The sequence below is a fragment of the Hymenobacter convexus genome (genome assembly GCF_030580955.1).
Taxonomy (GTDB): Bacteria; Bacteroidota; Bacteroidia; order Cytophagales; family Hymenobacteraceae; genus Hymenobacter.
This window is the reverse complement of the sequence record NZ_JAUQON010000003.1, coordinates 529,622-553,753: the sequence shown is the minus strand read 5'-3', so window position 1 is coordinate 553,753 and position 24,132 is coordinate 529,622. Positions and strand designations below refer to the sequence as shown.

The 24,132-nt window shown below is 64.4% G+C and carries 7 protein-coding genes; 6 read left to right on the top strand and 1 reads right to left on the bottom strand.

Features of this window, described 5'->3' with window-relative positions; all coding sequences use genetic code 11:
• Nucleotides 1-13: 13 nt before the first annotated feature.
• The 6 genes from Q4S41_RS08855 (at nucleotide 14) to Q4S41_RS08830 (ending at nucleotide 14,786) form a co-directional block, all read left to right on the top strand.
• The gene (locus tag Q4S41_RS08855) at nucleotides 14-2,548 is read left to right on the top strand and encodes a glycosyl hydrolase 115 family protein (RefSeq protein ID WP_305030752.1); all 2,535 of its coding nucleotides are present in this window, start codon (nucleotides 14-16) and stop codon (nucleotides 2,546-2,548) included.
• Between the two features lie 12 nt (nucleotides 2,549-2,560).
• Entirely contained in the window at nucleotides 2,561-6,037 is a 3,477-nt protein-coding gene (locus tag Q4S41_RS08850; protein ID WP_305030751.1) for a DUF4450 domain-containing protein, read from the top strand.
• Nucleotides 6,038-6,050: 13 nt separating this feature from the next.
• Nucleotides 6,051-8,195 carry a hypothetical protein gene (locus Q4S41_RS08845; RefSeq protein WP_305030750.1) on the top strand — a complete coding sequence of 715 codons (2,145 nt, stop codon included), beginning with the start codon at nucleotides 6,051-6,053 and terminating at the stop codon, nucleotides 8,193-8,195.
• Between the two features lie 105 nt (nucleotides 8,196-8,300).
• Nucleotides 8,301-9,944 (top strand): glycoside hydrolase family 28 protein, encoded by a 1,644-nt coding sequence (locus Q4S41_RS08840; RefSeq protein ID WP_305030749.1) that lies wholly within the window; start codon nucleotides 8,301-8,303, stop codon nucleotides 9,942-9,944.
• Between the two features lie 624 nt (nucleotides 9,945-10,568).
• The gene (locus tag Q4S41_RS08835; protein ID WP_305030748.1) at nucleotides 10,569-13,778 is read left to right on the top strand and encodes a fibronectin type III domain-containing protein; all 3,210 of its coding nucleotides are present in this window, start codon (nucleotides 10,569-10,571) and stop codon (nucleotides 13,776-13,778) included.
• A gap of 258 nt (nucleotides 13,779-14,036) precedes the next feature.
• Nucleotides 14,037-14,786, top strand: coding sequence for a hypothetical protein (locus Q4S41_RS08830; RefSeq protein WP_305030747.1), 750 nt, complete (start codon nucleotides 14,037-14,039; stop codon nucleotides 14,784-14,786).
• Nucleotides 14,787-14,930: 144 nt separating this feature from the next.
• Here the strand turns inward: Q4S41_RS08830 and Q4S41_RS08825 are convergent, their stop codons facing one another.
• Nucleotides 14,931-24,026, bottom strand: coding sequence for a putative Ig domain-containing protein (locus Q4S41_RS08825; protein ID WP_305030746.1), 9,096 nt, complete (start codon nucleotides 24,024-24,026; stop codon nucleotides 14,931-14,933).
• Between the last annotated feature and the right edge of the window lie 106 nt (nucleotides 24,027-24,132).

Here is a 24,132-nt window from a genome sequence, read left to right as displayed (position 1 = left end):
TGTTCCGTTGCTCATGTTCCTCCGCTTCCTTTTGTCTGGCAAGCCATTAGCCCTCGGCTTGCTGCTGATTTGTGCTACAGCGGCCCATGCGCAAGGGCCGCTCACCGCCCCGCTCACGGCGGCGTATTCGGCCCAGGCCTTTCCGTTGGTACACGCTCACCAGGTAGCTACGCTCTGCTTCGATGCGACTGATGCCGCCGTGGTGCGCGTGGCGGCCGAAGCCTTTGCCGGCGACGTGGCGCGGGTGACGGGCCTGAAACCCCGGATGCAGACTGGGGCGAAAACGCCCGCCGGGCCCGCCGTCATTATCGGCACGCTGGGCCAATCGGCGCTGATTGACAAACTCGTGGCCAGCGGCAAGCTCAAGGCCAGGCAACTGCGTGGCACTTGGGAAAGCTACAGCATAAGTGTGGTGGAAAAGCCGTTTCCGAATGTGCCGCGCGCCCTGGTCATTGCCGGGAGCGACCGACGGGGCACGGCGTTTGGCGTATTTGAGGTGGCGCGGCGCATGGGCGTATCGCCGTGGGTGTGGTGGGCCGATGTGGCGCCCGCGCACCATGATGCGCTGTATGTGCAGCCGGGTGCGCTGGTGCAGGGGCCGCCGGCGGTGCAGTATCGGGGCATTTTCCTCAATGATGAGGACTGGGGCCTGCGCCCCTGGGCGGCCCGCCACTTAGATAAAGACGTGCAGGACATTGGCCCAAACACCTACGCCCATATTTTCGAGCTGCTGCTGCGCCTCAAGGCCAACTACATCTGGCCGGCCATGCACCCCGGCACCAAGGCTTTCTACCATTACCCCGCCGACCCCGTGCTGGCCGACCGCTACGCCATTGTGGTGGGTGGCAGCCACTGCGAGCCCATGCTGCGCAACAACGTGTTTGAGTGGGCCGAAAACTACGAGCACGAGTACGGCCAGAAGCCCGGCGAATGGCGCTACGACCTCAACGGCCCGCAGATGTACCGCTACTGGGAAGACCGGCTGAAACAGTCGGCTCAGTACGAATCGGTGTACACGGTGGGCATGCGCGGCATCCACGACGGCAGCATGCCCGGCCCGCCCGACCGCGCTGCCAAGGTGCGCCTGCTCGATACCGTCATCACCGACCAGCGCCGCCTGCTGCACCAGTACGTGAAGCCTATCAATGGCCAGCCGGTGCCTCAAATTTTTTGCCCCTACAAAGAGGTGCTGACGCTGTATCAGGCCGGCCTGAAGCTGCCCGATGACGTGACCATCGTATGGGCCGATGATAACCACGGCTACATCCGGCAACTCTCTGACAAAGAAGAACAAAAACGCAGTGGCGGCAGCGGCGTGTACTACCACGTCTCGTACTGGGGCGCCCCGCAGGATTATTTGTGGTTGTCGAGCATTTCGCCCGCGTTGATGAGCTACGAGCTGAGCAAGGCGTACGCCCTGGGAGCTAAGAGGCTGTGGGTGGTGAACGTGGGTGACATCAAGCCCGCCGAGCTGGAAACGCAGTTTGCCATGGACCTGGCCTGGAACGTGGGCCGTTGGACGCCCGCCACCGCCGATGCCTATGCCGCGCGCTGGGCCACCGAAACCTTCGGCGCTAAGCTTGCGCCCGCCATTGCCCGCCTCAAGCACGAGTACTACCGCCTGGGCCACGCCGCCAAGCCCGAGCACCTGAGCGGCGTAAGCTTCACCGCCCCCGAGCAGGACCAGCGCCTGGCCGACTACCAGAAAATAGCGGCCGAAGCCGAGGCCCTGGAAAAGCAAATTCCGGCTAGTTTGCGGGATGCTTATTTTGAGCTGATTCTCTACCCAGTACTGGGGGCAAGGCTAATGAACGAGAAGGTGTTTTACGCCGCCCGTAGCCTGGAATTGGCCAAAAAAGGCGATGACCAGGCTTTGGGTTTTACCCAAAAATCCCAGGCCGCCTACGACCAGATTCAGGCCCTGACCCGGCGCTACAACGACGAAATAGCCGGCGGCAAATGGGCCGGCATGATGAGCTCGCACCCGCGCGACCAGAAGATTTTCGAGATGCCGCCCGTGGCCAACGCGGCCTTGGTGGCCGAAGGCAAAGCCGCCGCCGCTGCGCCGAGAGCTCCGGAAGCCGCCTTGGCCACCGCGCCGCTGATGCTGCCTGCCACGGCTTTTACCAGCAAAGGGGCCGCGCCCAACGAATTCCTGGCTCCGCTGCCCGGCCTCGGGCTGGAAGGGCAGGGGCTGACCCGACTACCCTACGACGTGCCCTCTTTTGCGGCCGACATAGCCCACGCGCCCTACCTGGAATACCGCGCCAACCTTTCGGCCGGCCCGCATTCGGTGTTCGTGCGCTGCCTGCCCACCTTTGGGCTGTATGCCGGGCGCGGGCTGCACTACGCGGTTTCGGTGAATGGCGGGCCGCCCCAAACCGTGGACGTGAACGTGCCCGCCGACTCGAAGCAGTGGAAAGAAAACGTGCTGCGCGGCTTCTCACAAGGCCAGACCACGCACGAGGTGGCGGCCAGCGGCCCGGCCACTATTCGGCTATACTTGCTCGATGCGGGGCTGGTGGTAAATCAGCTTCAGATTCAATAACTCCGGCCGCTGATGAACAAAAAGACCCTTCTGAACCTACTGCTGCTCCTGTTGCTGAGTCGCGGGATGCAGGCGCAGGGCGTGCCCGGTCCGCCGCTTTGGCACAACCAGCCGCGCACCCTGCGCTACCGTCCCGAAGGCACCGATTTTGTCATCAGCAACGGCACGCACCGCTTCACCCGCGCCCTTTACGGCACCAACACCGCCTTCCGCGTGGAAGCCGGCGACTTGCCCGAATTCGCGCTCTACCTGCCCGGCATGGGCGGCAACCTGAAGTTCGGCCTGCTGGCCAATGGCCAAAGCAAGTGGCTGATGAAAGCCGAAAACATCACGGCCCGCTACCGCCCGGGCATGATGCTCTACGACATCACCGACCCTCTGCTGGGCCCCGGCCGGCTGCACCTCGACGTGCAGGCCATGGCCGATGCCGAAGGCGTGCTGGTGCGGGCCCGGTTTGAAAACGTGCCCGCCGGCCGGGTGCGGCTGCTGTGGGCTTTCGGTGGAGCCACGGGCAAGAAATTCAGCCGCGACGGCGACATCGGCGCCGACCCGGAATCGAGCTTCTACCTGAAGCCGGAGTATTGCCAGGGCAACACGGTTGAATTGAAAAAGAATGCTTTTGTGCTGACTTATGGCGGGGCAAAGTCCCCACCCACCGCCGACCCCTACCGTGATTTGGGCGCGAAACTGCCAGCCACGACGCCCGCCCCGGGCCCGGCCGCGACCCCTAAATTGCTGCTGGGTGTGGTGCCGCCAACTTCGGAAAGCCACGTGGCCGATGCCGCGCAGCAGGAGACGCCACAGCAGCTTTTCGCTTCCCAAGCTTCGGCCGCGCCGGTAGCGACGGGTGCTGTAAACGCCCGCAGCGGCGAAGATTTTTACTTCGCGGTGCAGAAAGGCGAGGCGGGCCCAGTGCCGGCTTATGCGGCTTTGCCGGCTGCTTTCGCCCGGGCCGAGGCCGTGCGGGTGGCGCTGGCGGGCCGCGTGAAAGTTGCGACGCCCGACCCCTACATCAATACCCTGGGCGGGGCGCTGGCCGTGGCCGCCGATGCCATTTGGGAAACGCCCTCCTATATGCACGGCGCCATTGCCTGGCGCATGCGCCTAAATGGCTGGCGTGGGCCCTACGCGGCCGACCCGCTGGGCTGGCACGACCGCGCCCAGTTGCATTTTGGCAGCTACGCGCAGTCGCAGCTCACCAGCCCGCCCAGTGGCCCTATCACGCCCGATACGGCCCTGCACCTGGCCCGGCAGCTGGAGAAGCTGGGCACCACTATTTTCAGCGAAGGCTATATCAGCCGCAACCCCGGCGGCGACTTCCGGCCCCACCACTACGACATGAACCTCGTGTTCATCGACGAGCTGCTGCGCCACTTCAACTGGACCGGCGACCTAGCCTTTGCCCGCCGCATGTGGCCCGTGCTGCAGCGCCACCTGGCCTGGGAGAAGCGCAACTTCGACCCCGACGGCGATGGCCTGTACGACGCTTACGCGGCCATTTGGGCTTCCGATGCGCTGCAGTACAGCGGCGGCGCGGTCACGCATTCGTCGGCCTACAACTACTTCGCCAACCAAAAAGCCGCAGAACTGGCCCAACTGCTGGGCGAAAATCCGGCACCTTACCAACAGGAAGCAGCCAAAATTCATCAGGTCCTGAATGCCCGGCTCTGGATGCCGGGCCGCGGGTGGTACGCCGAATACCAGGATGCGTTGGGCCTGAAAACCCTGCACCCCGCCGCTGGCCTCTGGACGATTTACCACGCGCTCGATTCGGAAGTGCCCGATGCGTTCCAGGCCTACCAGGCGCTGCGCTACGTCGACGCCGAATTGCCCCACATTCCGGTGCGCGCCGCCGGCCTGCCCGATGCCGGCTACTACCTGCTTTCGACTACTAATTGGCAGCCTTATGACTGGTCTTTGAACAACGTGGTGCTGGCCGAAAACCTGCATGCCACGCTGGCCAACTGGCAGGCCAGCCGCCCGGAACAGGCCTTCCTGCTCTGGAAAAGCGCTTTGCTCGAAAGCATGTACCTGGGCAGCAGCCCCGGCAATTTCCAGCAGATTTCCTTTTACGACGCCAACCGCGGCGAACTGTACCGCGACTTTGCTGACCCCATCGGCATGGCTGCCCGTTCGCTGGTGGAGGGCCTGTTCGGCATCGTGCCCGATGCCCTGCACGGCACCCTGCGCATCCGACCCGGCCTGCCCGCTGCCTGGAACGATGCTGCCCTGAATGTGCCGGACGTGGCATTTGATTTCAAACGGAAAGACGCCCGCGACACCTACACCATCATGCCTGCCTTTGCCAAACCGCTCAAATTGCAGCTGCAGGTGCAGGCCCGCGCCGTGGGCATCCAAACCGTTATGGTAAACGGCCAGCAAGCCACTTGGCGCAATGTGGAAACGGCCGTGGGGCGGCCCATTATTGAAATCAACAGCGAGCCGGCGGCGAAGTATGTGGTCGAAATTCAGTGGCAGGGCGATGCGCCCGACGTGGCCGCGCCCAAAGCGCAATACGCCGCCAACGAGGCCCTGACGGTGCGCTTCCCGCAGGCCAATATTCTCAAGGTTTCCGACCCGCAACAAGTGCTGCGGCAGCTAAACAACACGACGCACGAACTAAGCGCGCAAGTAGGAGGGGAGCCCGGCGCCCGCACGGTGTTCGTGCAGCTGCAGCAGGGCGCCCTGACGTGGTGGGAGCCGGTGAACCTGAATGTAACCTTGGCCGCGAAAGTGGCGGAAGCAGCTCCGGCTGCTCCTGCCAAATGGGAAACCGTGGACTTGAGCCGTTATTTCAACGACCAGGTGACGCGCATTTTCCAGAATGCCTACCTCTCGCCCCGCGCCGGCACGGCCACCCTGGAGCTGCCTACCCAGGGCATCGGCAACTGGTGCTACCCGCTCACACAGGCCAACATCGACGACAGCGGCCTGCGCCAGTTGGCGGGCGCCAAAAATGAAATCCAACTGCCCACTGGCGAGCCACTGCGCACGCCCGGCGCGGCGGGCACGAAGAACATCGTGTTCGTGTCGCAGTGGGACACTTACCCCCACGCAGCCACCGTGCCGCTGCGGGGCCGCGCCAGCCGCACCGTGCTGCTCATGGCCGGCTCCACCAATCCCATGCAAAGCCAGTTGACCAACGGCGAAGTGCTGATAACCTACGCCGACAACAGCACCGCCACGCTGCTCCTACGCAACCCCGACAACTGGTGGCCCATCGAGCAGGACTACGCCAATGACGGCTTCGCCTTCCAAACCAACGCCCCCCAGCCCCTGCGCCTCCACCTCAAAACCGGGCTGATGACGCGCGACTTCAGCCAGTATACCAGCATCAAGGGTTTCAGCACCCGCGCCATCGACGGCGGCGCAGCCACGGTGCTGGAACTCCCGCTCGACCCAAAGAAAAAGCTCAAAAGCCTCACCGTCAAAGCACTAGCCAATGACGTGGTAATTGGGCTGATGAGCGTGACCTTGGCCCGTAATTAATCTAATCTGTTTCATGAAAATACCCGTTGGCATTCTTCTTCTTAGTTCGCTGCTGGCTGCGAAGCCGGCCCGCATAGCTGCTCAGCCAACTCCCATCAACCGCCAGGCCGTGGTGGAGCGCCACAAAGTGTTGGTCACCAATACCGACTCGCTCAATTCGCTGTCGGTAGGCAATGGCAAATTTGCTTTCACCGCCGATTTCACCGGCTTGCAGACCTTTCCGCTGCACTACGAAAAAGGCCTGCCGCTGGGCACGGAGTCGGAGTGGGGCTGGCACCGCTTTCCCAATAAAGAGGGCTACAAATTCGGCCAAAGCCTGCGCACTTACACCCTCAACGGCCGCCCGGTGAGCTACGCCGTGCAGGTGAAAACGCCTGGCAATAAGGAGTCCGGCGACTACTTCCGGGCCAACCCGCACCGCCTGCAGCTGGGCAATCTGGGTTTTATTATTATAAAGAAAGACGGCCAGCCGGCCGGAGTCCGGGACATCAAAAACATCCATCAGGTGCTGAACCCCTGGACGGGCGAAATCCAGAGCCACTTCACGGTGGAAGGCACGGCGGTGGACGTGCTGACCGTGGGCCACCAGGCGCAGGACGCCGTGGCGGCCAAAATCACGTCGGAACTGCTGAAAACGAGGCGGCTGAAAGTGGCGTTGCGCTTCCCGTTTCCCACCGCTGGCTGGGCTGATATGGCCGTCGACTACAGCCACAAAGACGCGCACAAATCAACCATTGTGGAACAGAAAGTCGGCCGCGCTTTGCTCACTCATCAACTCGATACCACGAAATACTTTGTGGCACTGAACTGGGCGCAGCCGGCCACACTTGCTGCGGGCCGGCCGCATGAATTCATCCTCACGCCCGGCCGGGCCAGCGCCACGCTGGAACTGGGCTGCCAATTCACGCCCAACAAAGCCCGGGCTGCCGCACCCACTTTCGCCGCCACGCTGGCCAACAGCCGGCAGCAGTGGCCAGCCTTTTGGCGCAGCGGCGGGGCCGTCGATTTCGGCGGCACCGCCGACCCGCGCGCCAGGGAGCTGGAGCGCCGCGTGGTGCTCTCGCAGTACCTGACCAAGATTCACAACGCTGGCTCGCAGCCGCCGCAGGAAACCGGGCTGCTGCTCAACAGCTGGTACGGCCGGCCGCACCTCGAAATGCACTGGTGGCACGCGGCGCATTTCGCGCTCTGGGGCCGCCCCGAAATTCTGGAAAAGAGCCTCACCTGGTACGCCCGGCCCGACGTGCAGGCCGTGGCCCGGGGCATTGCCCAGCGCCAGGGCTACGCCGGCTGGCGCTGGCAGAAAATGACCGACCCCTGGGGCGAAGAAGGGCCGTCGTCGGTGGGCGCTTTTCTGCTGTGGCAGCAGCCGCACACCATTTATTTCGCCGAGGAAGCCTACCGCGCTCACCCCAACGCCGCTACCCTGAAACTGTACCAGGAGCGCGTGACACAGACGGCTGAGTTCATGGCGTCCTTCCCGTTTTATGAGAAGGACAAAGACCGGTATATTCTCGGCAAAGGCGTGATTCCGGCCCAGGAGCGGTTCAAGGCCGAGGACACTTTCAACCCCACGTTTGAGCTGGTGTACTGGCATTGGGCGCTGGATATTGCCCAGAAATGGCGCGAGCGCCAGGGCCAGCCGCGCAACGCCAAGTGGGACGAGGTGCTGGCCAAGCTCTCGAAACTGCCCGAGGCCAACGGCGTGTACCTGGCCACCGAAAGCGCCCCCGATTCCTACACCAACCCCGAATACAAAACCGACCACCCCTCGGTGCTGGCCGCGCTGGGCGTGATGCCCGCTACCGGCCAGCAGGACGCCGCTACCATGCGCCGCACCTTCGACCTCATCTGGAAGGACTGGAGCTGGAACGACACCTGGGGCTGGGACTTCCCCATGACGTCGATGACGGCCACCCGCCTCGGCCTGCCCGAAAAGGCCGTGGACGCCCTGCTGATGAAGGTGCAAAAGAACACCTACCTGCCCAACGGCCACAACTACCAGGAAGGCCGTCTGCCCCTCTACCTGCCCGGCAACGGCGGCCTGCTCGCCGCAGTGGCCCTCATGTGCGCCGGCTACGACGGCGCCAAAGAAGCCAACCCCGGCATTCCGAAGGGGTGGAAGGTGAAGTGGGAGGGCTTGCAGAAAATGCCGTAGGCACTGTAGCGTGGACTCTGCGAGTCCGCGCGTGACCGGCCGTTCAAACGCTCACATTCGCTGCGCTCATTCGCGGACTCGCAGAGTCCACGCTACATTTCCCCTATGAAAGCCTTCCTGCTCGCATTACTTCCAATAGTCGCTGCCGCCCAGTCGCCCGCCGCGCTACCACCCGTTAAGACCACCGCCTTCCGGGCCGATACGTTTTCCATTGCCAAATACGGCGCCATCGGCGACGGCCAAACTACCAATACCGCCGCCTTCCAGCAAGCCATTGCGGCCTGCGTGGCCAAGGGTGGGGGCGTGGTGCTGGTGCCGCCCGGCCAGTGGCGCACCGGCCCCATCGAGCTGCAAAGCAACGTGAACCTGCGCGTGGCCACTGGCGCACTCGTGCAGTTTAGCGAGCAAATGGCTGATTATAAACTCATCAAAACCAACTGGGAGGGACTGGCTGCCGTGCGTAACCAGCCGCTCATCTACGGCAAAAACCTGGAGAACGTGGCCATCACCGGCCACGGCATTCTCGACGGCGCGGGCGAGGCCTGGTGGATGGTGCAGAAGCCGCGCACCCTGGAAAGCGACTGGAAAAAGCTGGTAGCCTCGGGCGGCGCCCTCAACGAGAAGCAGGACCGGTGGTACCCCACCGCCCAGGCCCTGAAGGGCACCACCGTAAAGGAGGCCGGCGTGCTCACCGAGGATAAGAAAAACATTGCCGATTTCGAGGACATTAAGGACTACCTGCGGCCTGATTTCCTGGTGCTCGACGGCTGCAAGCGCCTCCTGATTGAGGGCGTCACCTTCCAGAACTCGCCGGCCTGGACGGTACACCCACTGCTGAGCGACAACGTCATCGTGCGCAACGTGACGGTCATCAACCCGCCCTACAGCCCCAATACTGACGCGCTGGACCTGGAGTCCTGCCGCAACGGCATTGTGGAGGGCTGCTCGTTCTCGGCCGGGGACGACGGCATTTGCATCAAATCGGGCCGCGACGCGCAGGGCCGCGCCCGCGCCGTGCCCACCGAGAACTTTCTCATCCGCAACTGCACCGTGTACCGCGCCCACGGCGGCTTTGTGATTGGGTCGGAAATGTCGGGCGGCGCCCGCAACATCTACGCCTCCAATCTCACGTTCATTGGCACCGATATTGGCCTGCGTTTCAAAACCACGCGCGGCCGAGGCGGGGTGGTCGAAAACATCTTCATCGACCACGTCACCATGAAGGACATCCTGAACGAGGCCCTGCTCTTCGACATGTACTACATGATACGCGACCCCAGCCCGCAGGTGGCCGGCTCGAAGGAGCGCCCCGCCTCGCCACCCAAGCCGGTGGACGCGGGCACGCCGCAGTTCCGCAAAATTTACATAACGGACGTGACCTGCAACGGGGCCAAAACCGGCCTGCTGGTGCGCGGCCTGCCCGAAATGGCCATCCAGGACATCAGCCTCAAAAACGCGGTGCTGAAGAGCGAGCAGGGCCTGGTGTGCATCGAAGCCGACCGCATCAGCCTCACCAACGTGACGCTGCTGCCCACCCGAACCGACCCGGTGATAGAGGTGCACAACAGCCGCAACATCAGCCTCGACGGCATCCGCTACGCGCCGGGCGCGGCGGTGTTGCTGCGCGTGTCGGGCCCCGAGAAAGCCCAGAACATTAAGCTCACCAACACCGATGCTTCCAAGGCCAAACTAGCGTTGGAACTGGGTGCGGGCATGAACAAGAAAGCCGTTGTAATGCCGAAAAAATAGGAAGCGTCACGGACCCCATAGTATCGGCGGTGCAGCATAGAATGGTGGGCCGAATGGAGCTGGATTGAGCAGCAAAGCCGCCTGGCGGCGACAGATTCCCTGGTGGTTCTGTCGCCGCCAGGCGGCTTTGCACTGCATGGCGCCCTCATATAATGCCGTCAGACTACGAAGCTGGGAAAATGAATTGGCGACATGCTGCTGAAAGTAGTCATGGCAGAAATATAGCTTTCTGGGCTTGAGGCCATCGAATCTGGGCCTGTGCAGGTGATAAAGGAAGCTAATATTTGGAAAGGACTTTGGTTAAGGCAGTGATTTCTGCGCGGAAGCAGGCATGAGGCAGCAAAACCACCTCAAAATGCACACCTCCGGACATTGCCTAATAAAAGGATTTAGCTAAAGCGCTTTTTTGCAGGAATTGCAAAAGCGTGCTGGCCGGATTAACAAAATTTCTATCGAGCCAATGCTCTGTTGCTTTTACTTGAAAAAACAGGGCTTTATGTTGGGTGTAACCATTCCGTTTGGCAGGATAAGACGAAGGATTCAGCCAGAAAAATCAACGTTGTCAGGGTGTTAAGTGCAGGCTTTCGCTCTACATTTGAAAAAAATCTAATCAGCCATTTTCATATGAAAAAACTGTTTACACGCACCTGCCGGCCGCTGCTTTATGCGCTGGGCCTGGGCGCCTTATTCATTAATGAAGTGCAGGCCGCTCCGGTACCCGTGGCCGTGACCGGCTACACCGCCGACGTGGTGGCCGACGGCACCGGGGCCGCTACGGCCCGCACCACGGCCGACTTCGACGGCGCCAGCTACGCCCTCATGACGGTGGGCTACACCAACCCCGCTGGCGCCACCTCAACGTCGGGCCTGCCCGCGTCGGGCCTCATCACCAGCGCCGCCACGTCGGGGCTCACCTTCCAGTTGGCGGCCTACACGGCCAATAACTCGCTGCGCCTCAACACCACGGGCGGCACGGGCACCCTCACCGTGACCACGCCGCGTACGGCCGGCGATGTCTACGTGCTGGCCTCGTCGGGCAGCGGGGTGTCCACCATGGTGGTGACCGTGACGTTTACGGACGGCACGACGCAGGTATTCCCGGCCACGACCGTGGCCGACTGGTACGGCGGCACCGGGGCGGCCATCATCGGCCTGGGCCGCGTGAGCGTGGCCGATAACACCATTACCAACAACACGTCCGACCCCCGCCTATACGAATTCCGCTACACCTTGTCGGCGGCCAACCTCAGCAAGCAGGTGCAGAGCGTGGGCTTCAGCAAAACCTCCACCACCGGGGTGCTCAACGTGATGGGTATTTCGGTGAACCCTGTGTGCAGCAGCGCGCCCACGGCCGGCACGGCCGTGGCCTCGGCCACCAATACCTGTGCTTCGGCGGCCATCGTGCTGTCGCTCACGGGCACTTCCACCGACGGCGGCCTGTCCTATCAGTGGCAGGCTTCGACCAATGGCGGCACCACCTACACCGACATCACGGGCGCTACCAGCGCCACCTACACGGTTTCGGGCCAAACGACGACCACGCTTTATCGCGCCCGCGTGACGTGCAGCGCCACGTCGCAGTCGGCCAATTCCACGGCGGTAACGATTTCCTCGACGGCGCCGAGCTACGCCACGCTGCCCGTGGTGGAAAGCTTCGAGGGCACCTGGCTGGACGTGTGCAGCACCCGCGACGTGCCCACGGCCTTCTGGCGCAACTCGCCCGGCACGGGCAACCCTTCGTGGCGCCGCGACGACGACGGCACCGCCGCCGGCTGGAGCCTGCCTACTTCGTATATCTACACTCCGCTGGCCAGCCAGGGCTCGCACTCGGCCCGCTTCCACAGCGGCTACACGCTGTCGGGCGTCACGGGCGCGCTCGATTTGTACGTGAACCTGAGCGCCGCCGGCGCCAAGCGCCTGAGCTTTGACGTGAACAACACGGTGGGCTCCGACTCGCTGGTGGTATTGCTTTCTGAAGACGGGGGCACCACTTTCACCCGTCTGGGCCGCTACGGCGTGGTGGGCGCGGGCTTCGTGACGCAGGTGCTGCCCATCAGCAGCACGTCGGCCACGGCCGTGATTCGCTTCCGCGGCCGCGGCGACTACGCCAGCAACGACATCGGCCTCGATAACGTGATTCTGGAGTCGGCCACGGGCTGCCTCACGCCGGCCAGCCTCACGGCCACGGCCGTCACCACCACCACCGCCACGCTGTCGTGGCTGACGGGCGGCACCGGCACCTACACCGTCGTGTACGGCCCCACGGGCTTCAACCCTGCCACGGGCGGCACCACGGTTTCGGGCATCACCACGGGCAGCACCAACCTCACGGGCCTCACGCCGGCCACTACTTACCAGTTCTACGTGACGGCCAACTGCGGCACCGGCTCCAACTCGGGCACCGCCGGCCCGGTTACGTTCACCACCCTGATTTTGAACGACAATCCCTGCGGCGCCACGCAGCTGACCATTAATAACGTGTGCACGCCGGTTACCTCCACCACCATCGGCGCTACCCAGACGCCGAGCACCACCTATACCGGCGGCACGCAGGGCACGGGCTGCGGCTCTGTTTCGGCCCCGCGCGACGTGTGGTTCCAGTTCACGACGGCCGCCACCGGCCCCACCAGCACGCAGGTGCGCATCACCGTCACGGGCGGTGCGGCCAGCGTGGTACGGGCTTACTCGGGTACGGCCTGCACGGGCCCGCTCACCTACATTTCCTGCGTGGGCACGGCTTCTAACACGGCCGCCCCGGTACTCGACTTGACTTCCCTCACGCCGAGCACCACCTACTACATCCGTGTGAACGAGTACAGCACCACCGGCACGCTGGGCAGCTTCACCATCTGCGCCTCGCCGGTGCCCAACTGCCCGGCCCCCACGGGCCTGACCGCCGGCTCGCTCACCAGCTTCACGGCGGTGCTGAGCTGGAGCGGCACGCTGAGCACGGGCGGCACCTACTCCGTGATTTATGGCCCCCGCGGGTTCATCCCCAGCGCCAGCGGTACCACGGTTTCGGGCCTCACCGCCAATACCACCACCATCAACGGCCTGAGCCCCACCACCGACTACGATTTCTACGTGCAGCAGATTTGCGGCGGCTTCAACGGCAGCAGCACCCTGGTGGGCCCCTCGCTCTTCACCACGCCGCTCACCGTGCCCGCCAACGATGAGCCCTGCGGTGCCATCGCGCTGAGCAGCACGCCCGTTTCGGCCAACAACATCGGCTCGACTACCACCACGCTGGGCAGCATTTTCCTGCCGGCCTGCGTGGGCGGCCAGCAGCCCAAAGACGTGTGGTTCGCCTTCACGGCCAGCGCCACCTCCAGCACCATGACCCTCACCGGCGCACCCGCCGGCGCCCTGCGGGTGTACACCGCCGCCAGCTGCTCGGCCGGGCCGTTCAACTCGGTGTTCTGCCAGGGCAGCGGCGCCAACAACACCGCCTTTGCTGCGCCGGTAGTCGTGTCGCCCCTCACGGTGGGCACGCGCTACTACGTGGCCGTGAGTGGCTTCGGCAGCTCCGACACGCCGGGCGCGTTCACCATCGCGGCCTCTAACGTGCTGGCTGCCCGCGCCCAGACCAATAGCACCGCCCTGAGCGTGTTCCCCAACCCAAGCAACACGGGCCAGCTCACGTTGCGTTTCAGCGGCCTCGGCGCCAGCCAGGCCACGCTGCTCAACGCCCTCGGCCAGAGCGTGCGTACCCTGCAGCTGCCCGCTGGTCAGGCCGAGCACACGCTCAAAACCCAAGGCCTGGCGGCCGGCGTCTACACGCTGCGCCTGCAGGCCGGCACGGAGGTATTCACCCAGAAAGTGGTGCTGGAATAGCTTCCAGGTACTTTCCATGAAAAGAGCCGCTCCATTTGGGGCGGCTCTTTTTTTGTTTAATGGCCAGCCTTGGTTGGGGCCGCCAAGCAATCCGACTTCAACCACGGTTGATGGCAGTGGGAAAATGTAAACGAGTTCCTGCCCATCTCGCTGCGCTGAAATCGACCTGTCTGACGGTTTCTTTGGCTAAGTATGCTTAGAAGCTATTTAAGTTGATAATGAAAAGGGGAGGCCTGTCGCGTTATCTTGCCATCCATCATGAACCTGAAGCTACTCGTGTTACCCCTGGCGCTGTTGGCCCTGCCGGCACTCGCCCAAAAAGCAAAGCTTAACGTCGGCCAAAAAGTAAAGCTCAACGTGCGGCTGCGGCAGCAGCTCGATAGCCTGGACCAGGCCTACCGGCGGCACGAGCAGCGCAACGACGCTGCCTTTGAGCGAGCCGAAGCCGACTCGCTCCTGAAGCCCGTCCGCCTGCCCACTGGTGCTTTGGCCGGCTACGCGCGGGCCGGCTCCACGGGACCGACAAGCTGGGAAATGCCACCCGATAGCACCGACCTGCGCTTCGTGGCCGCCGTTATCCGGCGCTACGGCTACCCTGGGACGTCACTGGTAGGCCGGCCGGCCAGCGAAATAGCCTGGCGGGTGCTGCAACGCACCGGCCAAACCACGCGCTTCCTGCCGCAGCTGCGCGCGGCGGCCGTAGCGGGCGAGCTATCCTACCAGTACTACGCGCAAGCGGTGGACACTCAACTGATGCAGGCTGGTCAGGCGCAGCGCTACGGCACGCAGGTGGTCGATTGCCTCATCATCAACAAAGCCACCGGCCAACTCGACGTGGTGCGCTTTCTCTGGCCGGTGGCCGATATGCGCCGCGCCAACGAGTTGCGCCGTCGGGCGGGCTTTCCCACCACCGTCGCTCAGGAGGCCCAGATTCTGGGCTTTTCAGCTGCGCCGGTGAGCCTGGCGTACGCCTTGCGGATGAAACACGCCGCCGAAACCGGCGAGTGAGCGTCGGAAAAAGGCGGTTCGAGTTGCCGAAATTGAAGGAAATGGCAGGCGTTAAGGATTGTCGGCCAGATAGCTTCGTTGCCCCATGAAAAAAGCCCCGAACTGCTAGGCAGCCGGGGTTTTTTTCATGGGGCAACGAAGCTGTTATTCCACAACCAGCTTCTTGACCACTGCCCCGGCCGACGTTTGCAGGCGCAGAGAGTAAACGCCGGTGGCCACGTCGGTCAGCGGCAAGGTGTGGGTGGTGAGGCCGGCGGGGAGCTGCTGTTGCAACACCACCCGGCCCAGGGCGTCGACCAGCGCGGCCGTCACGGCCACGCGCCGCAGCGCCGCCGGCAGCTCCACAAACACGGCCTTGGAGGCCGGGTTGGGGAACACGGCTACCTGCGCCGCCAGCGCGGCCGAAGCCGTGCCCAGCACCTGCGCCGGCCCAAACACCAGCTCGAAGCGCGGCGTGGTATTGGCCGCGTTCATGGTGAAGGTGTAGGTCGGCGTCACGCTCAAGTCCGTGAGCGTGCCCAGCTGCAAGTCGCGCAGGAAGGGTTGAGCGCCGCTGCCAAAGTTGAGCACCTGCGCCGCGCGCAGCGTGTAGGTGCCCGTGGTGGGCAGGCCGATGGACAACGGCACCGTCACGGCCGTAGCGCCGCCGGTGGGCAGGCCGTTGATGGCCAGCTGCTGGCCGACGGCCACCGAAGCCAGGTTCAGGCCGGTGGTGTTGGGCAGCTTCACGGCGTCGTACTGCGCATCCACGCCGGCGGTCGCACCCGCTTCGAAGTACACATACGCCTCGTCTGTAGCTGCACCGGCCGCCGCCCCGCTGAGCGTGAGCTGCACCAGCGGCCGCGTTTCGGCGGTGCCGCGGTGGTACGTGGGGTTCTGGTAGGTCGTCACGCGTTGGGTATTGCGGAAAGTGAGCGAGCCGCTGGTCTGGCCGGAGCTCACCCGCGCGAAGAAGCCCTGGCCCATGGGCAGGATGGGGTTGCCGCCTAAGCCGTTGACGTAAGCGCGGTAGGTGCCCACGTACTGGGCGGTGCTCTCGAACACGTAGATGGCCGCATCCAGATTCGGCCGGTCAGCCGCCGCCACCAGCGAGTAGTCCAGCGGCGAGGGGTAGGGGTTGCCCAGCAGTTGCCAACCAGCGTCGGCGTTATTAGCTGAGCCGGCCGCGTTGCGCGTCAGGCTCTTGGTGAATGCGCCAAAACCCAGGCCGCCCTTGAAGCTCACCGTTTCGCCGGCGCCCACGTTCACCGTATAGCCGGTGCCCGAAGTCATACGGTCGCTCAGCGCGTTGGGCGAAACCCAGCCCTTGTCGAAAGCCGACAGATTGTTGGTGGCCGAAGCCAGGCGGCTCTGGTCGTAGCCGTACACCGTGGGGAAGGGCGTCACGGCCGTCGGCGTGGCCGACGTGTTGTAGGCCGGGTTCACCACGGGCGTAAACGAGGCCGTGCTCAGGTCGCTGAACATGGTGCCGGTGGTGTTCGACAGGCTCACGGTGGGCGAGGACAGGTGGCGGTAGCCCAGGCCGGGGTTCAGGTCGGGGCTGATGTAGCGCTGCACCGTGATGCTGGTACCGCTGGTGCCGGAGGAGTTCGGGTTCACCACCAGGGCCGTACCCGCGGCATTCGACTCCAGCAGCAACGGGTTGCCGTTGGTGTTGAAGGTGGAAGCGTTGGTCAGCACCCGCTGGATGCTGACGCCGGCACTGGTGGCGATGGTCACGGTGTTGCCGGTGGTGGTCAGGTTCCAGAAGCGCGTGGGGCTGCTGCCAAAGATGTTGGCCGCCGCGCTCGTGCCCAGCACCACCGTGCCGCCCGTGGCGGCGAAGGTGCCGTTGTTGGTCAGGTCGGCCGCCAGGGTCAGAGTGCCGTTGCTCTGACTTATCGTGGCGCCGGAGCTGATGCTCAAGTTGCGAACATCGGCCGTGCCCGACGAGATAACCGGGAAGCGGTTGCCGCTGGGCGCGGTCGGAATGATGGCATCGGTGTTCGCCGTGGGCACTACGTTGGGCGTCCAGTTAGTAGTCGTGAACCAATCGGTGCTCGCGCTGCCGTTCCAGGTGAGCGAAGTCGGCGAGGCAATGGTCAGTGAGTAAGCGCGCGAACCGCTGTAAGGAGCCCCTGCTCCGGTGGAAGCGTCGGTTGCTGCCACCGTGAAGTTGAACGTGCCGCTGGCTGAAGGTATGCCCGAAATCGTGTTGCCCGTCAGGCTCAGGCCCGTCGGCAGCGCGCCGCTGATGAGGGCATAGCTGTAAGGTGCCGTGCCGCCCGAAGCCGTCAGGGTCTGGCTATACGCCGTGCCCTGCGTGCCGTTGAGCAGCGTGTTCGGGGTCAGGGTGATGGTCGGCGCCCCGATGGTTAGCGTGTATGCCTGCGTACCGGTGATGGCCGTGGGCGTACTCGTGTCGGTGGCGCGCACCGTGAAGGCGAACGGGCCGCCCGCCGTGGGCGTGCCCGACAGCGTACCGTTGCCGGCCAGCACCAGGCCCGCCGGCAGCGTACCGCTGGCCAGGGAGTAGGTGTAGGTGCCATTGCCCCCCGTGGCCGTGAAGGTCTGGCTGTAGGCCATGCCCACCGTGCCGCCGGTCAGCGTCCCGTTGGTTGGCGCCACCGTCAGGGTGGGCGGCGGCGAGGTCAGCGAGTAGGTGCCCGAGGCCGTGTTGCCGTTGCTGGCGGCGTCTTGCACCGAGTTGGCCGATACGGTCACTGTGGTCACCGTGCCGGCCGTGGTCGGCGTCACGCTGAAGGTGTAGGTCGAATTGGCGGGCGTGGTGCCGGCCACCACGGTCGGGCCGCTCGTCACCGAGCCGTTGGTTACCGCAATGTCACCGGCCACAAAGCCCGTCACGCCTTCCGAGAAGGTGGCCGTGAAGGCGAAGGGCGTTGCCACGTTGGTGCTGCCGCTGGCCCCGCTGGTGCTGGTCAGCGTCACCGTCGGCGCCGTCTGGTCCACCGTGAAGGTGTTGGTGTTCGAGCTGGCGCTCACCGCTTCGCCCGGGTTTTGGGCCGTAGCGTAGGCCTGGTAGGTGGCACTTGCGAGGGGCAAGGGGCTCGTGCTGAAGGTGCCGCCCGCCGTGGCCGTGAGCGGGAAGGACTGCAATGCGCCGCCGTTCTGGCTCACGTAGACCACCACCGCGCTGTTGGCCGGGGCCGTGCCGCTGATGGTCACGGCCTGGTTGGTGAAGCTGTTGTTGGCCGGCGAAGTGATAACCGGTGCCGCCGTCACCGGCTGGCTGCCAATAATCAACGTGTAAGCGCGCGCGCCGCTGTAAGGAGCCCCTGTGCCGGTAGAAGCGTCGGTTGCTGCCACCGTGAAGTTGAACGTGCCGCTGGCCGTGGGCGTGCCCGAAATCGTGTTGCCCGTCAGGCTCAGGCCCGCTGGCAGCGCGCCGCTGATGAGGGCATAGCTGTAAGGTGCCGTGCCGCCCGAAGCCGTCAGGGTCTGGCTGTAGGCTGCTGCCACCGTGCCGTTGGGCAGGGTAGTCGGGGCGATTACGATAGTGGGAGCTGTAATGGTCAGCGTATAGCTACGTGTGCCATTGTATGGCCCTGGGGTTGCCGAAGCATCCGTCGCGCGCACCGTGAAGTTGAACGTGCCGCCTGCCGTAGGCGTACCCGCCAACGTGCCGCCGGCCGTCAGCGTTAGGCCCGCGGGCAAAGCGCCAACGGTAATGGCAAACGAGTAGGGAGCGGTAGCGCCCGAGGCCGTGAAAGTCTGGCTGTAGGCGACGCCTACCGTACCGCCGGTCAGCGTCCCGCTGGCCGGGGCTACCGTCACCACGGGCGGCGCCGAGGTCAGCGAGTAGGTGTTCGAGGCCGTGTTGCCGTTGCTGGCCGCATCTTGGACCGAGTTGGTGAACACAAATACCGACGTCACCACGCCGGGTGTATTCGGCGTCACGGTGAAGGTATAGGTCGAGTTGGCGGGTGTGGTGCCGGTCACCACGGTCGGGCCGCTCGTTACCGTGCCGTTGGTCACCGATAGGTCACCCGATACGAAGCCCGATACGCCTTCAGAGAAGGTGGCCGTGAACGAGAAGGGCGCCGCCACGTTGGTGCTGCCGCTGGCTCCGCTCGACGAGGTAAGAACCACCGTCGGGCGCGTTGCGTCTACCGTGAAGGTGTTGGTGTTCGAGTTGGCGCTCACCAGCGCGCCAGCGGTTTGGGCCGTGGCGTACACCGTGAACGTGCCATCCGGCAAGGCCGTCGGCCCGAAGCTGAACGAACCGTTGGCCAGGGCCGCGACGCTGAAAGGCGACCCGCTGACCGCCGTGCCCCCCTGCGCGACGTAAAGCAACACCGTGCTGCCCGCCGGGGCCGTGCCGCTGATGGTCACGGCCTGGTTGGTGAGGCTGCCGTTGGCCGGTGCGGTAATCACCGGCGCCGCCGTCACCGGCTGCGTGTACTGCACGCTCACTGCGTTGCTGGCCGTATTATTCGTGTTATTAGCGTCGCTAGCCACGCCCGCGGCCAGGCTCACCGTCACGGTGCCCGTGCCGCTGGGCGTCACGGTAAAGGTGTAGGGGCCGGCGCCGCTGCCGCTGAAGCTGCCGCCGGTCAGCGTGCCGCCCGACACCGTCACGTCCGAGGCCGTGAAGCTGGTGCCCACGCTTTGCGAGAAGCTCACCGAGAACGGAAGGGGCGAGGTGCTGGTCGGGCTGGCCGGCCCGCTCACCGTCGCCGTCAGGACCGGGGCAAACACGTTGAACGTAGCCGAGGTGAAGGGTGCGTACGCCGGGGTTTGACCGGACTGAATGCTGCCCACGAACACGTCATTAATCCCGTCGTTGACGAACACGTTCAGCCGCTGGTCGACCGAGGTGTAGTAGCGCTGGGCCGTCTGGAAGTTCACCTGGTAGCTGCCCGTGGGCACGGCCAGGTTTTGCGAGAGGCTGGCGTTGTTGTTGCCGGCGCTCTGTATCAGGGCTACCGCGTCGCCGTTGGGCGGCAGGGGCTGGGGCTGGCCCGGGACTTGGGAGTCGAAGGGGCTGCCGTAGCGCGCCACCCCGGCCGTGCCGGTGAAGCTCCAGGGCGCGGCCACCACGCCGTCGGCCGTTTTCTTGAAGCCGTTAGCCGGGACGTTGTTGGTTTCAAAGCTGCCGTTTTGCAAGCCGTTGGGCACCACCGTGCTCGTGCCGCTTTGCAGCACCTGCACCACGTCCACGAAGGCCGTCACGTCGCCGTTGCCGCTGGCGCTGCCCGCCGCCTGAATGCGCAGCGTGGGCGCGGCCGCGAAGTTCTTGATGATGGTGTACTGCTCGCCCGCCGTGTAGGGCACGTTCGACGCCGTGGGCGTAATGCCCGCGGTGTTGGCCACGTTCAGGAGCAGGGTGCCGTCGCCGGTGCCGGTGTTCACCGTCACGGTGTAGGTCGTGCCCGAGCCGCTCGTGCTGCTCACCGAAGCCCCGCTCACGCCGGAGCTCAGCGTGTTCACCGAAAAGTTGCTGACGGTGACGCCGCTCACGCTGCCCGAGAACACCACTTGGTAACGCACCTGGGCCGTGGCCGTGGGCGAAAGGTCCAGGCGCGTGACCGAAACGACGGTGACGGTCGGGGGGGGCGCGATGGTGAGCGAGTAGCTGCGCGCGCCGCTGTAGGGGCCGGGAGCCGTCGAGGCGTCGGTGGCCGTGATGGTGAAGTTGAACGTGCCGTTGGTTGTGGGCGTGCCGCTAACCGTGCCGTTGCTCAGGTTCAGGAGCAGGCCCGCCGGCAGCGCGCCGGCCGTGACGGCGTAGGCGTAGGGCACCGTGCCGCCCGAGGCCGTAATGGCCTGGCTGTAGGCCGTGCCCTGCGTGCCGTTGGGCAACGAGGCCGGGCCCAACGTGATGGTGGGCGCCTGGAACTGCACGCTCACCGCGTTGCTGGCCGAGTTCTGCGTGTTGTTGGCGTCCTGGGCCACGCCCGCGGCCAGGCTCACCGTCACGGTGCCCGTGCCGCTGGGCGTCACGGTGAAGGTGTAGGGGCCGCTGCCCGCGAAGCTAGCGGTGTTCAGCGTGCCGCCCGCCACCGTCACGTCCGAGGCCGTGAAGCTGGTGCCCACGCTCTGCGAGAAGTTCACCGAGAAGGGAAGGGGCGAGGTGCTGGTCGGGCTGGCCGAGGTCGTGCTCACGGTGGCCGTCAGCGGCGGCACCTGCACCGTGAAGGCGCTGGTCACTGTCTGCGAGCAGGGAGCTGCTACCGCCAGGCTGCCAGCGCCGAAGGTGGCCCCGGTGGGCACCACGAAGGAGAAACCGTTGGCCGACAAGCTGCTCACGGTTGCCGTCGCGCCGTTCACCGTCACGCTGTTCACGCCGCTCAGGTTAGTGCCCGTTACCGCCACGGTGGCGCCGCGCTGGGCCGAGGTGGGGTTCACGGCAGAAATCGTAATGGCGGGCGGCGGGTTCACCGTCACCTGGGCCACTTGGGTGCTGGTGCTGGTGCCGTTGCTCACGGTCAGCAGCACGTACTGGGTTTTGGTGGCTTCGGTGCAGTCGTAGGTCAGGCTGGCGGCGTCGGCCGAGTAGCCGGCCTGCACGGCCAGGAACTTGGGCGTGCCCCCGCAGGGGTCGCCGAGGATGGGGTTGTTGCGGGTATCCGTGTTGCTGGCGTACAGGCTGCCGCTGCTGCGGCCCACGTAGGCGTTCTGCGCAGCTGCTAGGCTGTTGGCCGCGTTGCAGGAGCCCAGGCTGTAGTTGCCGTTGATATTGTTGTTGGGCGTACCGTAGCTGGCGAAGCGGATTTGGGTGAAGTTGGCGCCGTTGGGCGTCGTCAGCGTGAGCGGCGAAGTACTCTCCGGAATATAGCCAAAAGCAATTTTCTGGATGGTGTAGGTGAGCGTGCCCGGGCCGGTGCTGCCGTTGTTGACGCTGCTGGCGTTGAGCGTGGCCGTGCCGTTGGCGGCCAGGTTCACCGTCACGTTCTGCGCCGTGGCCACCAGCGGCTGCTGGTAAGTGACGCTGAACTGCGAGGCTGCCGTGTTGCCGTTGCCGGCCGCGTCGGTGGCCACGTTGGCCGCTACGTTTACCGTCACGGTGCTGCCGCTTCCGATAGGCGTTACGTTGAAGGTGTAGGTCGAGCCCGAGCCCGTGAATCCTGAGATGGTGCCACCCGCCACCTGTACGTCGCTCTGCACGAAGTTCAGCACGCTTTCCGAGAACGTCACCGCGAAGGCAATCGGCGTAGTGGCCGTCGTACCGCCGTTGCTCACCCCCGGCGTCGAGCTGGAGATGGTCGTCGTCGGGGCCGTCTTGTCGAAGGTGTAGGTTTCGCCCGCAAACGGGAGCGTGGTGGTGATATCGACTGAGAGGTTGGTGTCGTTGGCCAGATTTAAGGTCAGGGAACCGTTGCCCGTGCCCGTGTTTACCGGCACGGTCCAAGTGTTGCCTGCGCCGGCCACCGGCGTACCCACCGAAGCGCCGCTCACACCTGTGGTCGTCAGCGTGAAGTTAGAAGCCGTCAGGCCCGTCACCGGGGCGCCGAAGGTTACCGTGTAATTTACCGTGGCGGCGTTGGTGGGGTTGGCGTTGGCCCGCACAATGGAGTTGACCGTGGTTTGCGGCGTGCCCGTAATCTGGATGTTGTCGAAGGCAATTTCTTCGCCCCCGTTGTCGCCCACTTCAACCCGGAAGCTCACGTTGGTACCCGCCACCGCGGCGGGCAGCGCGATGTCCACGTCTTGCATGGTGGTGGTCAGCAACAGGCCGGAGGCGCTGCCGTCCTGGCGCAGCCCCCCGTTATTCAAGCCCGTGAAGTTGCCCGAAGGGAAGGCCTGCCAGCCCGCGCCGGTGTTCAGGTTGTAGGAGAAGCGCAGAAAGTCGTCGGTGGAAAAGGGACTGGGGGAGGTGGCGGCGGCCTTGAGCTTGAAGTGCAGGTTGGTGAAGCCGGTGGTATTCACCGGGGCCAACTGCAGTACGCCGCCAAGCGGCGTCGCGATGTTGTTGCCCGCCGTGGGCAGCCCGTCGCTCGACGCGGGCAGGAAGAATTCCTTGGTGCCTTTGCCGTAAAAGTAGCCGCTGCCCTGGACCTGGCTGAAGACGGTGCTGGAGCCGTACGTAGCGCCGGGGGCGCCGGTCAGCCGCACAAAGCCCTGCGTCCCAGAGGTAGCCGTGTTGGAGCCATAGGTCGTGCCTTCGCCGTCAGTCTCGAAATCCACGGTGAAAGGCACCGCCAGCCCTACCGCGTTATTGAGCATGGCCGTCACCACTACGTTGCGGGTAAGCTGCCCGCTGGTGCTACCGCTGTTGCTGACCGTAAACGCGAAGGTGCGCGTCCCGCCGCGGGCGGCCGTAGAGGTGGTGTTGCGGTATCTCACCGAGAGCAGCAGGTCCTGGTAATTGGTTTCCGAGGAAGAGCCGGTAAAAGCCAGCGCGCCGTTGGTGCTGTTGGCCGCATCGAACGTGATGCCGCTGCCGCTGGGAATCGTGTACGTCAGCTCATCCTGCGCCGCCACGCGGCCACTGATGAATACAACTTTTGCCCCGTCCAGCGTAGCGCCCGAAGGGTTATTGGCCGTCAGCGCGCTGAAGATGGCCGTGGCCGCCGCCCCTTCGGTGTAGGCTACGTCACCCGTATTGGTAGTCGCTAGGGTCGGTTGGCTGGCGGTAGCCTGCGTACCCGTTACCCGGAGGTTGTCAAATCCCAGCTCCGCGCCCGACTGGTTCTGGTCAACCTCTACGCGGACAAATAAAAACCCCGTGCCGCTCGGAATCGGAAAATCAAAATTGGTGAGGCTTGTGGTTAGGGCAGGCCCTTGGGTGCTGCCTACGAACTGATACCAGGAGCTGACACTAGCAGCATTAAGACCCCTAAATTCGCCGACTGTTTGAAAACTGGAAGCTGCCGGAACGGCGTTCGTCGAGGTATAAGCGTATTGAATACGCATGTGCTCGTCCGATGTAGCGACGCCGCCGCCACTACCGCGCGGGTCCGTGACCAGAATACTAAGCTTAATGTTGTTGTAGTTTCCCGCGTTGGGTATCCCGTTGAGCGTTAGCGTTGCTGCGGGTATGGTGCGGTTGAAATCCCTTACCCCTTCCGCCGCCCAGAACCAGGAGCCATCGGGCGTCGGCGATTGAACCGGGTTTCCAAATCCCGTCTTCGGATTGGTCGTGCGGGTGAAGTAAACTTGGGTGGCTGGGGTATTGGAGAAGCTACTAGTGTAGCCGTAGTCGCCATTCACTGTCTCGAAGCTTTCCCTGATGCTCAGCTGAGCCCAGGCGCTGCCGGAAAGCAGGAGCAGTAACCAGAGGATTATATGTTTTTTCATAAAAAATATTTGAAAGGATGAAACAAAGGGACGGTGTAATTCAGAGGGGTATAGGAAGCGGGAAAGCCCGCCGCCAATAAACCGCGCCGGCCACCGGCAGCAGACG

Bases quoted from the DNA above. Each gene is read 5' to 3' on its own strand.
- Q4S41_RS08835 (WP_305030748.1), top strand. From the start codon at position 10,569: ATGAAAAAACTGTTTACACGCACCTGCCGGCCGCTGCTTTATGCGCTG.
- Q4S41_RS08840 (WP_305030749.1), top strand. From the start codon at position 8,301: ATGAAAGCCTTCCTGCTCGCATTACTTCCAATAGTCGCTGCCGCCCAG.
- Q4S41_RS08830 (WP_305030747.1), top strand. From the start codon at position 14,037: ATGAACCTGAAGCTACTCGTGTTACCCCTGGCGCTGTTGGCCCTGCCG.
- Q4S41_RS08825 (WP_305030746.1), bottom strand. From the start codon at position 24,026: ATGAAAAAACATATAATCCTCTGGTTACTGCTCCTGCTTTCCGGCAGC.
- Q4S41_RS08845 (WP_305030750.1), top strand. From the start codon at position 6,051: ATGAAAATACCCGTTGGCATTCTTCTTCTTAGTTCGCTGCTGGCTGCG.
- Q4S41_RS08850 (WP_305030751.1), top strand. From the start codon at position 2,561: ATGAACAAAAAGACCCTTCTGAACCTACTGCTGCTCCTGTTGCTGAGT.
- Q4S41_RS08855 (WP_305030752.1), top strand. From the start codon at position 14: ATGTTCCTCCGCTTCCTTTTGTCTGGCAAGCCATTAGCCCTCGGCTTG.